The organism is Pseudomonas sp. S2_E01, assembly GCF_054668365.1.
The window spans coordinates 2008335-2022540 of the sequence record NZ_CP162762.1; the positions used below are offsets into that span (position 1 = coordinate 2008335).

The window sequence follows — 14206 nt, forward strand, 5'->3', positions numbered from 1 at the left end:
GCGGTTTGCGGGACTTTGCCGGAAGGGGCGTGAAGGCTGGGAGGCTCGATTGCTGCTGTAGCAGCAATCGATCAGCAAGGTCGGTGGGTGATCAGCAGCACTTCAGGCGCTGGTCGGTTGCAGCGCGGCGGGCGTGTGCTCGTTGTGTTCGTAAGTGCGATACAGCGCGGCGTACGCCCCGCCCTGGCTGAGCAGCGCGGTGTGATTGCCCAGTTCGATCAGCTCGCCATTGCGCACCACGCCTATACGGTCGGCGTCACGAATGGTCGCCAGGCGATGGGCGATGATGATCGCCGTACGACCTTCACAGAGGCGCCGCAGGGCTTTCTGGATGCGCCGCTCGGTATGGATGTCGACGGCCGAGGTCGCCTCGTCGAGCACCAGCACTGCGGGGTCGGCGAGGAACGCGCGGGTCAGGCACACCAGTTGCCGCTGGCCATGGCTCAAGTGCGCGCCCAGTGCGCCGACTTCGGTGTGGTAGGCCTGGGGCAGGCGCTCCAGCACTTCATCGGCCCCCAGGGCCTGCGCGGCTTCGATCAGTTGCGCGTCGCTGGCCCCCGGACGGGCCAGGCGCAGGTTGTCGAGGATCGTGCCACTGAAAAGCACGTTGTCCTGAAGGACAACGCCGACATTGCGGCGTAATTGCTGTTGTGTCAGATGGCGGATGTCGATGCCGTCGAGCGTCACCACGCCATGTTGCACTTCGTAGAAACGCGTGAGCAGTTGCACCAGCGTGCTCTTGCCATGCCCGGACGGGCCGACCAGCGCCAACACTTCACCGGCGGCAATGCGCAGGCTGAAATCCTTGATGACCGCCGATGCGCCGGGCAGGTAGGCGAAGGTGACGTGCTCGAAGTTCACCGCGCCACGGGCTTTTTCCAATGCAGTGGGGGTGCGGCTATCGACGATTTCCGGCTGGGTATCGAGCAACAGGAAAATCCGCTGGGCCGAGGCTGAACCGGTGGCGTAACGTTCGAACAGATCGGACAGTTCCTGCAAGGGACCGAGGAACAGCATCACGTAGAACAGGCTCTCGGCCACTTGCCCGACGGTGAGTTGCTGGTTGGCCAGGCCATGGGCGCCGAGCATCAGCAACACCGCCATGCCTAGAGCCGCGAGCAGCCCGGTAAACGGTGCAAACCAACCGGAGCGCAGGTTGCCGCCGATCAGAGCGTCGTTGAAGTCTTCGAGCAGGCGGCGATAGCGCAGGCTGTTGGATTGCTGCTGCACGCATTGCTGAATCATGCGCGCTCCGGCCACGGTTTCCACCAGGTGCGCGGTGAAGCGGCTGCGGTTTTCCGCGACCCTGGCCCAGGTGCGTTGCGAGATGCGCTTGAAGCTCCAGGTGGCGATGAACAACAACGGCACGATGCCGGCCACTCCGATAAAAAACAGCGGCGAGATCAGCCACAACATGATCGAGGCGACACTGCAGCGCAGCAGGGCGCCCAGCAGTTCCGGCGGGCCCTGGATCAGCAACGCTTCGAGGCTGTCGACATCGCGGTCGGCGCGGGAAATGATCCGCCCGGCCTTGGTCCGGTCGAAGTAACCGATGCTCAGCGCCTGCACATGGCTGAACACGCGCACCCGCAGGTCGTTGAGCACGCGGATCGCGGCGCTGCCGGCGATGTACTGCGAAAGCCCGGCCAGCAGGAACCGTGCAGCCCAGGTGGCCGCCAGGCCCAGCCCCAACACGCCGACCAACGCCAGGTCGAGCAGCCACGTATCGCCTTGCCGGACCAGCCCGCGATCAAGCAGCTCGCGGACGAACCACGGGCGTAGGAACACTGCGAGCACCAGCAGCAATTCCAGCCCGATCACCGCGAGGATGCGTGAACGCACCGGGCCGAGCAGCGGCAGCAGGCGGCTGAACATGCTGCGGTCCAGGCCTTTCTTGGCCAGGGCCTCTTCGATTTCGATGTCGCTCAGCGCCTTGCCAGGCAGTGGATTAGCCATGTTCGATCCCCAGCAGATCACGATAGAAGGCGTTGCGCCGAACCAGTTCGCCGTGTGTTCCGCTGTCGGTGATGTGCCCGTCGGCGAGCACCAGCACACGATCGGCGAGCAGGATGGTCGACAGTTTGCTGGAGACGATCAGCAGCGTGGTGGTCTGCCCCTGGTGTTGGTGCAGGCCGCGAATGTTGTGGATCACCCGGCGCTCGGTGAGGGCGTCCAGCGCACTGGTGGCGTCATCCAGGCAGAGGATGTCGGGACGTGCCAAGAGGGCACGGGCGAGGTTGAGGCGTTGGCGCTGACCGCCGGACAGGGTGACGCCACGATCGCCCAGCGCGGTGTCCAGACCATGGGGCAACCGTTCCAGGACGTCGTCGGCGGCGGCCAGGCTCAGGCCCTGACGCAGCTCGTCGTCACTGGCGTGCGGGGCAGCCAGGCGCAGGTTGGCGGCCAGGGTGTCGGAAAACAGAAAGCTTTCCTGAGGTACGACGTGCACGCGTTTACGCAGGGCGTCCAGATCGAGCGTGCGCACGTCCTGCCAGCCGTCACGGCTGGAACCGAGCGACACCGCGCCCTGTTGCGCTTCGGTCAGGCGCGGCAGCAGGCTGGCCAGCAGACTCTTGCCGGCGCCCGTGGCCCCCACCAGGGCGACGATCTCGCCGGGCTCTAGGGTGAAGCTGCAGTTGTGCAGGATGCTGCGACCGCCGCCGGGGGCGTGCACCGTGACCTGTTCGAAACGCAGCCCCAGTGGCTGGGGCGACAACGCTTGGCTGCCGCCCTGGATAGTGTGCGGCGCATCGAGCAGTTGCCAGATCCGCTCGGCCGACGAGCGCGCGTCGGCGAACACCTGCATCACTCGGCCGATGCCTTCGATACGAAACACCAGGGTGGTCGCGATCAGCAGCGACGTCACCCATTCGCCAATGCCCAGGTGACCGTCGCGTACCAGCAGGGCGCCATAGACGAAGATCCACACATGGCTCAAGGCGACGATCACCTGTGGCAGCGGGATGCGTGAACTGGCAAACGCCAGGGCCAGGCGCGCCTGTTCGGCAAAAAAGCCGACCTGTTGGCTGAAGCGCTCGATTCGCTGAGCCTCCAGGGCGAACGACTTGATCACCCGCACGCCGCCGATGCCTTCGCTGAGGTCCTGGTTGACCCGGTCGTAGGCTGCCCCGACTTCGCGGTCGAGGACCAGCAGGCGCTCGGTCTGGCGCACGAAGATCCACAGCCCCAGCCCGGTCAACAACAGTGGCACCAAGCCCAGCCAGGCGTTGTACCAGGCCAGCAGGCCGACCGTGGCCAACAGGATCAAGGGGGTTTCCACCAGTTGCCGCCAGAAACTGATCAGCGCATCGCGCAGCTTGTCGGCATCGCGGGTGGTGCGGCTGATCATCTCGCCCATGCCGTGCTCCCAGTGATAACCCAGCGGCAGGGTCTGCACCTGTTGCAGGATGCGTTCGCGCAGGCGGGTGAGCAGGGCCTGACTGAGGATCAGCGACAGCACGCCGCTGGTGTACTGGGCCACGCCGCGCACCAGCGCCACGCCGAGCAACAGCCAGAACCACAGCCACGCGCGACTGGCATCGAGGCTGCCGTCCTCCAGGCGAACAACGGCCTGGCCGTTGTTGACCTCGTTCAGGGCATGCCCCACCAGCCATTGCTGGACGGCCAGCCCAGCGCTGACGACGATGAACAGCAAGGCGGTTAGGGCGAAGCGCCGCGGCATTTCTCGGTAGATCAGCAGACTGCGCAGCAAAGGGTAGTGCTCGATCATGGGTTCACTTCTTGATGCCTGGATCGTGAAAACCCCGCAGACACCGGAGTGTGTGCGGGGCAGGGTGGAGGGGGCTGTTCGGTGGGTCAGCCGGCGATCTTCAGCGGGCTCGCCTCAGCAGTTGCGTCTACGACGGGACGCTGATGCACCAGCGGCAGCACTTCCTGGCCGATGCGCAGGGCTTCTTCCAGGTGCGGGTTGCCGGCCAGGATGAAGGTCGAGAAGCCGGCATCGCGGTATTCGGCCAGGCGTTCAGCGACGTTCTCGTGGCTGCCGACCAGGCCAATGGTCGGGCCTGGCTTGGCCTTGCCGAAACCGGCCCAGAGGTTGGGACCGACGATCAGGTCTTCGAAGCGTTCGCTGTTCTGGTGGTAAGCCGTCTGGCGTGCAGCCCCGACCGAATCCGAGCCGCTGGCGAAGCCCTTGATGAACTCGCTGGTTTTAGCGTCGATGCGCTCGTACTGGCGGCGCAGTTCCGACCAGGCGGCTTCTTCGGTCTCGCGGGCGAACAGATCGATACGAATGCCGAAGCGCACTTCACGCCCCTGCTTGTCGGCCAGTTCGCGCACCCGCTCGATGTGCGGCTTGAGTTTGTCCACCGGCTCGGCCCAGTTCAGGTAGACATCGGCGTGACGGGCGGCGACGTCCAGCGCCGGGTCGGAGAACCCGGAGAAGTACACGCTCGGCTTGCGCTCGTGGGTCAGGCCCCGTGGCAGCGAACCGTTTTCCAGTTGGTAAATATCGCCCTGGTAGGAGAACGTCTCGTTCTCCCAGAGGCCCTGGATGATGTCGAGAAACTCGCCCGTGCGCTTGTAGCGCAGGTCGTGGCTCAGAAAGTCGCCGTTGGCGCGTTGGGCGGCGGGGTTACCGCCGGTGATGATGTTCCAGTCGAGGCGGCCATGGCTGAGGTTCTGCAGGATGGCCGCTTGCTGGGCGGCGTAGGCGGGCAGGGTCCAGGTGGCCTGGAACGCGATCAGGAACTTGATCCGGCGGGTCTCACGCGCCAGCGCCGCCGCGGCGATCCAGGGCTCCGGACCGGTGGGCAGCAGAGCGCCTTCGAAACCCGCGAGCTCGGCAGCCTTGGCCACCTGGGCGATGTAGTCGATGTAGGTGAAACCATCCGGCTCGCCGTTGGGCAGGCGGCCAGGGGCGATGTTGCCCGGGCGATGAATCGCTGCGCCTCGGGTGTTCTTGTCGGTGGCCAGGTGATGCCCGTCACTGCCCAGGGGCAGGCGCCAGAAAAATTCGGTACTCATGCAAAACTCCTGAATCGCAATACTCGGGCCGGTCGGTACGAACGCCGCGGTAAGAGCATTATTGCAACGGCTGTGCCAAGGGTTCGGGGCACCGTGCGCCGCGGCTTTGCGCGGTATTGACCGGTGCCAGGCAGACGGGTTGCTGGTGGAGCAGCAGCGCAGCAGCAAGTCGTGCTGGTGATGCAGCAAGATCGCGGCGATCACCTCGAGGCGTTCTTGAGGATTCGATAAAATCCTTTGAAAACAAATGATTAGAGGGCGGTCGCAGACTGGCACAGGAAGTGCTCTAGCGTTCGTTATGCCTGGACTGAGGTTCGGCATTCTCAATCGATCTGCTGGAGTGTTGTGCCATGACCCACGTGTTGACTGCCGAACATCTGACCTACCTGGACCAGGCAAAGCGCGATTTTGCCAAGGCCTACCGTGTGCTGAAAAATACCCGCACCCTGACCGCCACCAACACCTTTCAGGCTTATCTGCGCGTGCCTGACAGCCGTCTTGTGATTGCCCTGCATGCGCCAGGCCCATGGGCCGATGATGAAGAGATCCGTGCTGTGGTCGCGGACCATGACGGCGTGTTGTACCTGGACGAGTCCGTTCCCGGTTCCTCCCCGCTCAGCGGCAGCAAGGCCGGTGGCAACGGCCGACGTTACGCGAAGATCTTCGCCGAGCGCGCGGACATCAACCTGGTGATCCATGTGCATACACCGTGGCTGGGTGGTTGGGCCAGTGCCCACCGGGTGTTGCCGATCCGCTACGCCGCGTCCCAACGGGTGACCCTGGCCCGTGAGTTGCCGATCTACGTGGATCGCCGCCAGGCAGAGCCAGATTTCATCCTCGAGAACCTGGCGCGCGATCCTCATCTGCCGGCGATCCTGGAGGCTAATGGCGGTGCGACGTTCTGGGGAGCAGGCATCGTTGCGGTGTCCAAGTTGATCCTGCTGATCGAAGAGGGCGCCTGGTTCCAGGGCCTGGCCGAAGGTCTGGGCGGCTCGAAGGAATTCGGACCGGGTGTGCTGGAGCAGCAATGGAACATGACCGGGCTGTGGGAGCAGGGCAAGAAGCTGCTGGAAAACGCCGCCTGAGGATTCAGCAAGCAGGCCATACTCGTCAGGATGACGGGTTTGGCGTGAGGAAATAACAGCCCCGCCGTTGCGGGGCTTTGTTTTTCACTTCCATTCAGACGGCAGGTTGAGGTTCTTCAGGCCCTGTTCGACAAAGCGGTCGTCGAGCAGGTCATCGACCTTGACGTCCTTGCGGATCAGTTTGGCCTGTAGGCTGTAGGCGATGCCGTCCTGGTAGTGCTGGCGCAGGGTGGTGTCGATCAGCGGGCTGAAATGGTCCTTCCAGGGCTCGCCGTTCACTTCGCGCAGCAACACGCTCTGTGGCTGGCCCGATTGCGAGAGCAACTCGATGTATTCGGCCTTGTGCTGTTCCTGCGCCGCCCATTGCAGGGCCTTCAGATAGGCATCCACCACCAGTTGCGTGACTTCCGGCTGCTCGGCGACGAAATCGCTGGCGCCGAACAGTTCAGCACGCATCTTCCAGTCGGCCGGCGCCTGCTTGCTCGACCAGATGATCTTGCCGACTTGCTTGTCTTCCAGCAGGTAGGCGTCGCTCAGGGTGAAGAAGCCGTCGATCCGCCCGGCGCTCAACGCGGCACCGCCGGCCTGCGGGTTGAGGTTGAACATGCGAAAGTCATCGAAGGTGAGCTTGCGCGATTCCAGCAGCTTGGCAAACGACAGCTCCCACGGCCGACCGCGATGCAAGGCCACGCGCTTGCCCTTGAGGTCGTCGATCGACGTTGCAGTGGAGTCCGGCGGCACCACCAGGTACACATTATTGCCGGTGCCGCCGGCGGCGATCAGTTTGGTCGACACGCCGGAAGCGTTGAGGATGATGCTCGGCAGGTCGCCGTAGAAGGCGAAGTCGATGCGCTTGTTGGCAAACTCTTCGTTGACGAAGGTGCCCACCGAGGCGGTGGCGGCCGGCACCCATTGCAGCTCGATGCCGCGCTTGGCCAGCTGTTCCTTGAGCCAGGGGTCCTTGTCCATCAGGTAGGTCGGGCCGTTGAAGGTGATCTTGCCGGCGTTTGAGTAGGCTACGGTGGCGATGCGCACGGTTTTCAGCGGCGCGGCGGCGAAGCCCGACTGGCTGGCGACGAGACCCAGCGTCAAGGTCGCAGAGAGCAGCAGCCGGGACGGAAGTAGACGTAATAGTTTCATGGGGTCTGCCCTGTGGGGCGGTGGCGGGCAAGGCCTGCCACCGCGGTTGATCAGAAGCGGCTGGTCAGCGAAACGCCGAAGGTGCGCGGGTCGCCAAACATCACCCCGGCGCTCTGGAAGCCGCCGGGCAAGGTGTGGCTGCGATATTCCTTGTCGGTGAGGTTGTGCACGTATCCAGTGACCTCGGTCTTGCCGCCTGGCAATTCATAGGTGACCCGCGCATTACCCAGGGTGTAGCCACCGCTGCGCATGTTCTGGCTCTGGTCGTTGGTGAAGTAGTACTGGCGGCTACGGGTGTCCCAGTCGGTGCCTACGACGACAGCGCCTCCGACATTCAATGGAATGCGGTAGTCGGCGCCGATCACCGCCGAGACGTTCGGTGCACGCACGAATTTGTTGCCCGAATAATCGTTGGGCCCCGAGGTGTAGTCGGTGAACTCGGTGTGCAACAGCCCCAGGCCGAAGTTGACGTGCAGGTTTTCCAGCGGGATGGCTTCCAGCTCGAACTCGGCGCCATAGGCTTCGCCCTGTGCGCCGTTGGCCAGGCGCGACACGGTCTGGTTGTTGATCGCCGACACGATGTTCAACTGGATGTCTTCGTAGTCGTAGTAGAACAGGCTGGCATTGGCGTTCAGGCGGCCGTCGAACCACTCGGACTTCAGGCCCAGTTCGTAGGCGGTGAGGTATTCCGGGTCCACCGTGGCGACGGTCGATTGCGTGGTCACCCCGGCGTTGTAGCCGCCGGAACGAAAGCCCTTGGAGTACTTGAAGTACACCCGGGCGTTATCCGACAGCCTGTATTGCGGGGTCAGGTCGTAGGTCCAGTCGCTCCAGGTGTTGCTTTCGTCCTGCACAGCGGTGATGCCCAGGGGTGAGGTGATGTTTTCCGGTTTCCACCAATCGCCGCCGCCGAAACTGGCCTGGCCAATGTTGGCCACGCGGTTGAGGTCGATGGACTTGCGTTCACGGGTCCAGCGCAGGCCACCGGTCAGGCTGAAGTCATCGGTGAAGTTGTAGGTCACGCTGCCGAACAGCGCGTAGCTTTCAGTTTTCTGGTCGTAGGCCACGCGGTTGTAGCTGCGGTTGACGTAGGTGTTGGTCAGCGTGCCGTTGGCGCTCTTGGCGTCGAGGTCTTCGTTGAAGTAGTGCAGGCCCGCCACCCAGTTCAGCCGGTCGGTGCTGGGTGAGGCCAGGCGCAGTTCCTGGGAGAACTGCTTGCTGTTGGCGTAGGCGTAGCCGCGTTGCAATTCCAGTGGCGTGTTATCGCTGTCGCTGAGGGCATCACGCTCGAACGATTCGAAGGCGGTGATGGAGGTCAGTTGCAGGTCGCCCAACTGCCAGATCAGGTTGAGATTGCCGCCGTCCTGCTCGATGTTCGCGGTGTTCTTGGCGTTGTAGTACACATCGCCTTGCTTGGGGTCCACGTGATAGCCGAACTGGTTGTTGCCGTTCGGCCCGATACCGTAGTTGACGGAACTGGAGCTGCCGGTGTCATGGTAGCGACGGCTGTGGAAGTTGACGTTGGCCTCCAGGTCGTCCGACAGCACGGCGAGAAATTGCAGGCGGATCGCATCGTCTTCCAGAGCGCCACGGTCGTTGCCGTTGGCCTTGTTCTCGTTGTAGCCGTCGTTGGCCTGGTGACGGATCGCCACGCGGGCCGCCAGCTTGTCGTCGACCAGTGCACCGCCCACCGCGCCTTCGACGGCGCGGCTGGCATAGTTGCCGACGTCGAGCTTGTAGTAGCCGTCATCCTTGAAGGTCGGTTTTTTCGAGATGAAGTTGATCGCGCCGCCCGTGGTGTTCTTGCCCCACAAGGTGCCCTGCGGACCGCGCAGCACTTCGACACGGTCCAGGTCGAACAGCGGGAACCCGGTGGCGCTGATGTTGGAGATGTACACGTCATCCATGTAGATGCCCACCGGGCTCACGGTGTTGGCGCCCTGGTCACCGGTGCCCAGGCCACGGATCCACCAGCGCGGCCGGCCATGGCCATCGACGGTACCGGCCGAGGCGTTGGGAATGTAGCGGGTGATTTCGTTGGCCGAATTGAGCGAGGCCTCGCGGATTTTGTCACCGCTGAGCACCGAGATCGACGAAGGCACGTCCTGCACGGTTTCTTCGCGCTTCTGTGCGGTGACCGTGACTTTTTCCAGTGTCGAGCCGGTGTTGGTGGCTGCGCTCGAGTCAAGGTTTTCATCGGCGTAGCTGCTGTTGATGCAGAGGCTCCCCAGGCTGACAGCGACGGCGATGGATATACGTGTGCGTTTGAACATAGTGCTCCCCATTACGGCTTCGGAAGAGAGTTTCAAGACTCTCGCAAGGCGGACATCGGGTCTGTGTAGCAGCCCGTTTGCAGGGGCTGTCGCAACAACCGTACCGAAAATGGAGAACGTCGAAATTAATTCTATCTTATTGAAATTAAAGGATAAAAAATCAACCTGGTTGAGATGTTGGCGGATCGTGGGCTGTCAGGCTGCTGGTCTGCACGCACCTGCTGCGCGGGTGCTGCTGGAGCAGCACCCGTGTCTTCAGTGGGAGGGTTCAACCGCTATAGGCTTTGGAGCGTTCGAGCAAACCGGTGCGTTGCCATTGCAGTTCCAGCGCGCCGGGCGTGTACACCTGGGCACCCCCCAATTGTTCGGCAATGGCCTGATACCGCGCGGCCTCTTCGACGAACAGGATGATCTCCGAGGTCTTGAGGATTCCCTGGCCCCAGAAGTTGGCACCGCCGTTGGATTCCAGCAGGGCCGGCGGGGGAGCCAGCTGCGGGTGATTGTCCAGGCGCTCGCGAATCACCGACAACGCGCTGCGCGTGCGCTCCAGGTGGTTGGGGATTTCGCGCGCGAGCAGGTGCCGCGCCGCGGCGACATAGAGAATCGGGAACGGCTTGTGTGCCAGGGACCAGGCCGACAGCCACGCGGTGTGCACGTGGATCAGGGTGTCGGCTTGCAAGCGGGGTTCATTGAGCAACGAATCCGGGTGATCGGCGAAGGCGCTCAGGGTGATTTTCGGCGCCTGATCGCGGGCCAGGCCGCCGGGGAAGCGGATGCCCAGCAAGCGGTCGGTACCGGGGATTCGCTGGGAAATGTGGAACGTCAGGCTCGCTGACAACGTGCCATTGCTGCGCAGGGTGTCGAAGGCGTGAACGGCATCGAGGCGGGCCTGTTCGATGTAGGCGAGCAGGTCGATATCGGCGGTGGGTTCAAGGGCAGACATGTGGGTTCTCCTGTGGGGATGTCGGTGCGATCACGTTGCACGTCATCCGGGAGAGCACAGGGCGTGCCATGAGGGTAATTGGGGTGGGTGAGGCCGGCCAGCAAGGGCGCGGCCGAGCGACGCGTTGGGTGGCGGGCGACGGCCGATGTCAATGTGCTGGATGAGCAGCAGTGAATAAGCAGTCTGGCCCGTCAGTTAGCACAGATCCATCGCCGTCCACTCCCGGGAGACTTTCCAAAGACGCTCAGCCAGCTCCGGATCGGCAGCCCACTGCGCCACACCCTTGCCGCAAGGTTCAAGGCGCAGGTGGGGCAAGCGCCTGTTGAATATGCCGCACACTGGCGCATGCGCGTGGCCGCGTCGCGTTTGCAGCAGGGCAGTGAGAGCGTCTCGGCGGTAGCCGCTTCGCTGGGCTATTTATCCGACGCCGCATTTGGCGTGGCCTTCCGTCGCGTTCACGGTACATCCCCCGGCCGATATCGCCGCACCGGCGCTCTGCAGGAATGAGCTTGTCGAAGCGTCGCGATTGCGGCGTGTCAGGCAATATAAGTGACATGGACCGCTCATCAGGTGTGTTGAACGCACTGTCTTCCTTCCACACAGATGAATGACCCATGTGGAGGAAATCATGATGAACACGATCCGTATGTCCCTGCTGCTATGCAGCCTGTTCGCGCTGCACGGTTGCTTCGACAGTTCGAACAACACCACCAAGGACAACACCGACGGCAGCAAGTCTTCCGTGCAAATGCAGGAAGGAAAGGCTGACGAAGGCAAGTAACGCCATTCAGCCAATCATCCGCCGCACCACCCGCCGAATCGCCGGCGCCGCCAGCACCACCACCGGCAGCATCATCACCCACGACAGCACCCACGCGTTCAACCAACGGGTGGCGAAGACGAGGTCGAACGCATGGGGAGTGGTGGCGATGGCGGCCGCGACCGCGCACGTCAGGCCGGATTGAACGACGCCGAAAACGAAATGCTCATAACGGGCGGGGATTTTCATCGGAGTGTTCTCGAGAAAGAGCGGCGGGGCGCGATGCCCGGCCGCTCGGGGACGGTCAAGCCGGTTGCAGTTTCGCGATGGTCTCTTCGGTGGTCCACAGCCCGTGAGCCAGGAAGCGGTAGTTGATGATGGCCGACAGGTAGCCATCGCCATCCGGCAGGCGTGGGCCGGCGGTGGCGTCGCGGACCACGACAATCTCAAAACCCTGTTCGAGCAGTTCACGCAGGTGTGATTCCACACACAGGTTGGCAGCCATGCCGGCGAGGATGATCTGCGACACGCCTTTCTTGCGCAATTGCAGCGCCAGGTCGTTGGTCTCCGGGCCGTAGACCTTGTGCGGCGAGGCGATGATGGTCTCGCCATCAAGGATGTAAGGCTTGTAAGCCTCTAGGAAATCCGCGCCGGAGCCTTCGAAATTTTCCAGGGTGTTCGGTCCTTTGCGGTCGAACATGCAGATGCTGTGCATGACCTTTTCCAGCGGTCCGCCGAAATGCCAGTCATGGTCGTGCGGGTAGTAATAATGCGGCGACACGGCGACGGGCAGTTTCTGCGCCTTGAAAGCCTTGAACAACTTTTCAAGGTTCTCGACGGTGTTGTTCTCGACGATGCTGTCACCGAACACCGCCCAACTGGCGCCGGTAGGGCTGAGGAAGTCGTTCTGCGGGTCGATGACCACCAAGGCGGCTTTGCTCAGGTCGAGCTTGAAACCAGTGCCAGGCAGTGCGGGTTCAGCGGGGTCGGCGTACAGATGGCTCATGACGGTTTACCTCTTGGGTTCTTGCGTGGATGAGACGTGGATGTTGCTTTATATAAATGACCAGTCGGCTTACTAAGTGAGCAAAAAAAACTCACTCCCATAGCCGAGGCAAAACCATCGATACGAAACGCTGCAGGGGTGCACCGTTTCGCAGGACCTTGCCGCGCATGACTGCGCCTTCCCAGCCCTCTACCATGATGGCCGCCAACTCGTCGGCGTTACAGGTTTCAGTCAGTTCGCGGCGCTGTTGCGCTTCACGCAGGCAGCTGGCGAGCAAACCTTCCCAGCGCGCCAGCACGTCGGCCAGACGCTTGCGGGTTTGTTCGCTGCCATTGGACATTTCCAGGGACAGGTTGCCGATCAGGCAGCCCAGACTGTATTCATGCTCGCCGTGCTCATGCACCAAGGCCTGGAAGAATTGGCTGATGCGCTCCAGCGGCTTGACCCGGGCGTCGTAGAAGATCGGCCCATGGCGGGTTTCGATCGAGGTCCAGTATTCCTCGAGGATCTCTGCCGCGAAGTCTTCCTTGCTGGCGAAGTAATTGTAGAAAGAACCCTTGGGAATCTCGGCGGCGGCGGTGATGTCCTGAACGCCACAGCCGTTGAAGCCCCGGTCGTGAACCACTTGGCGGCCAATCGACAGCAAACGGGATCTGACTTCAAGGTTGACCGGGCGAGCCATGGCGGAGACATCCAGTGGTGAGAGAGTTTTAATAAACTAACTGGTCATCTATTAATCGTCAACCGGTCGCTGCAAAAATCTGCAGCGACCGGTCGAGCCATCAGCGACTACGCAGGTACTGTCCGCGCCCGAACAGGTGATCCAGGTCATCGGCGCTTGCCTGACTGCGGTGCTGCGCGGCTTCCTCGCGAACATTGCGCGCCAGTTGCTCCATGCGCCTCGCTGCCGGGCGCGCGGCAATGGTGGCGCACCAGCGGGCGAGGTTGGGTCGGCCAGCGCTGGGCAACTGCAAGCCATCCAAACGTACCAGCCAGGCAAAGGCGGCCATGTCGGCAATGCTGTATTGATCGGCGCAGAGGAATTCGCGTTGCTGCAAGCGTTGCTCAAAGACATCCATCAGGCGGATCGCCTGGCTGGTGTAGCGTTCGCGGGCGTAATCACTGGCCTGTGGTTCGAAACGCGTGAAGTGCAGATGCTGGCCAAAGGTCGGGCTCAGGCCGCTGACTTCCAGCATCAGCCATTGCAGTACCTCGTAGCGCGCATCACCGGTCGGTGGCAGAAAGCGACCCGATTGCTCGGCCAGGTAAATCAGGATCGCCCCGGACTCGAACAAGGTTCTGCCATGACAATGATCCATCAGCACCGGTACGCGACCGTTGGGATTGAGTTCAAGGAACGCAGGGCTGAACTGATCGCCACGAAAGATATCGACGTGCTCGAAACGGTAAGCGAAGCCGAGTTCCTCAAGCATCAACGCCACTTTCATGACCGTGGAACTGCCGGCGCCGTATAACGTGAAATCGGTGTGTTGCGACATGAGTTATACCTCGCTGGATTGCATGACAGGGGGAAGGGGCTGGTGGGTGCCGAGCACGACGCACATCACGGCGTCATGGGCGCCGACATTGATTTCCTGGCGGTAGAGACCGGGCGGCACGGAGAACAAATCCCAAGGGCCGAGCACCTGTTCAAACGTTTCCTCGCCACTGCGCACGATGATCTTGACCCGGCCCTGGAGAATGAAGAACACCTCCTCGGCGTCTTCGTGGCGATGCGACGGGCTGCTGTGGCCCGGCGGCAGGACCACGTTGAGGAAGACGAAATTGCCCGGCGTGACTGCGCCCGGCTGGTTGCCCGCAGCGATATAACGGATCTGCGCGCGAGCGTATTCCGGCTGCTTGCGGGCCTGGTGGGCGAAGGTCTGCCAGTCGGCATGACGCTCGTCACGCAGGGCCACGCGGCTGTTCATCCACTCGGTCAGGGACATCCCGGCCGGGCGTTGCCAGCTCGCCGAAGCATCGTGAAGCATTGATTGAGTCATGGGGCACTCC

General features: G+C 62.6%; 14 protein-coding genes. 3 read left to right on the forward strand and 11 right to left on the reverse strand.

What is annotated here, in order from left to right; genetic code table 11:
• Positions 1–102: 102 nt before the first annotated feature.
• The 3 genes from AB4O36_RS09205 to AB4O36_RS09215 form a co-directional block, all read right to left on the reverse strand.
• A complete protein-coding gene (locus tag AB4O36_RS09205; RefSeq protein ID WP_460141540.1) occupies positions 103–1956 on the reverse strand; it encodes an ABC transporter ATP-binding protein in 1854 nt (617 codons plus the stop codon).
• A complete protein-coding gene (locus AB4O36_RS09210; protein WP_460141541.1) occupies positions 1949–3730 on the reverse strand; it encodes an ABC transporter ATP-binding protein in 1782 nt (593 codons plus the stop codon). Before AB4O36_RS09210 ends, AB4O36_RS09205 begins: the two co-directional genes overlap by 8 nt.
• An 86-nt stretch (positions 3731–3816) precedes the next feature.
• Positions 3817–4986, reverse strand: coding sequence for an LLM class flavin-dependent oxidoreductase (locus AB4O36_RS09215; RefSeq protein ID WP_460123919.1), 1170 nt, complete (start codon positions 4984–4986; stop codon positions 3817–3819).
• Between the two features lie 350 nt (positions 4987–5336).
• On the opposite strand from AB4O36_RS09215, the gene AB4O36_RS09220 reads away from it, so the two are divergent.
• The gene (locus AB4O36_RS09220) at positions 5337–6071 is read left to right on the forward strand and encodes a class II aldolase/adducin family protein (RefSeq protein ID WP_460141542.1); all 735 of its coding nucleotides are present in this window, start codon (positions 5337–5339) and stop codon (positions 6069–6071) included.
• Between the two features lie 84 nt (positions 6072–6155).
• On the opposite strand, the gene AB4O36_RS09225 is transcribed toward AB4O36_RS09220, so the two are convergent.
• The 3 genes from AB4O36_RS09225 to AB4O36_RS09235 all read right to left on the reverse strand — a co-directional run bounded on the left by AB4O36_RS09225 (position 6156) and on the right by AB4O36_RS09235 (position 10427).
• Positions 6156–7211, reverse strand: a complete 1056-nt coding sequence (locus AB4O36_RS09225; RefSeq protein WP_460141543.1) for an ABC transporter substrate-binding protein — start codon at positions 7209–7211, stop codon at positions 6156–6158.
• A 50-nt stretch (positions 7212–7261) separates the two neighbouring features.
• Positions 7262–9484 (reverse strand): TonB-dependent receptor, encoded by a 2223-nt coding sequence (locus AB4O36_RS09230; protein ID WP_460123928.1) that lies wholly within the window; start codon positions 9482–9484, stop codon positions 7262–7264.
• Positions 9485–9752: 268 nt separating this feature from the next.
• Positions 9753–10427: a class II aldolase/adducin family protein gene (locus AB4O36_RS09235; protein WP_460123931.1), complete on the reverse strand. Its 675-nt coding sequence runs from the start codon at positions 10425–10427 to the stop codon at positions 9753–9755.
• A gap of 270 nt (positions 10428–10697) precedes the next feature.
• Between AB4O36_RS09235 and AB4O36_RS09240 the strand changes: the two genes are divergently transcribed.
• Complete coding sequence (locus AB4O36_RS09240; protein WP_460126665.1) at positions 10698–10934, forward strand: helix-turn-helix domain-containing protein; 237 nt, start codon at positions 10698–10700, stop codon at positions 10932–10934.
• 124 nt (positions 10935–11058) lie between these two features.
• Positions 11059–11208, forward strand: coding sequence for a hypothetical protein (locus AB4O36_RS09245; RefSeq protein WP_460123934.1), 150 nt, complete (start codon positions 11059–11061; stop codon positions 11206–11208).
• A gap of 6 nt (positions 11209–11214) precedes the next feature.
• Here the strand turns inward: AB4O36_RS09245 and AB4O36_RS09250 are convergent, their stop codons facing one another.
• From AB4O36_RS09250 to AB4O36_RS09270, 5 genes are all read right to left on the reverse strand, one after another.
• Entirely contained in the window at positions 11215–11436 is a 222-nt protein-coding gene (locus AB4O36_RS09250) for a DUF2798 domain-containing protein (RefSeq protein ID WP_460141544.1), read from the reverse strand.
• Between the two features lie 55 nt (positions 11437–11491).
• Positions 11492–12193, reverse strand: a complete 702-nt coding sequence (locus AB4O36_RS09255; protein WP_460141545.1) for a cysteine hydrolase family protein — start codon at positions 12191–12193, stop codon at positions 11492–11494.
• A gap of 91 nt (positions 12194–12284) precedes the next feature.
• Complete coding sequence (locus AB4O36_RS09260; RefSeq protein ID WP_460141546.1) at positions 12285–12875, reverse strand: TetR/AcrR family transcriptional regulator; 591 nt, start codon at positions 12873–12875, stop codon at positions 12285–12287.
• A gap of 100 nt (positions 12876–12975) precedes the next feature.
• Positions 12976–13692: a glutathione S-transferase family protein gene (locus AB4O36_RS09265; RefSeq protein ID WP_460141547.1), complete on the reverse strand. Its 717-nt coding sequence runs from the start codon at positions 13690–13692 to the stop codon at positions 12976–12978.
• Between the two features lie 3 nt (positions 13693–13695).
• A complete protein-coding gene (locus AB4O36_RS09270; RefSeq protein WP_460141548.1) occupies positions 13696–14196 on the reverse strand; it encodes a cupin domain-containing protein in 501 nt (166 codons plus the stop codon).
• Positions 14197–14206 lie beyond the last annotated feature (10 nt).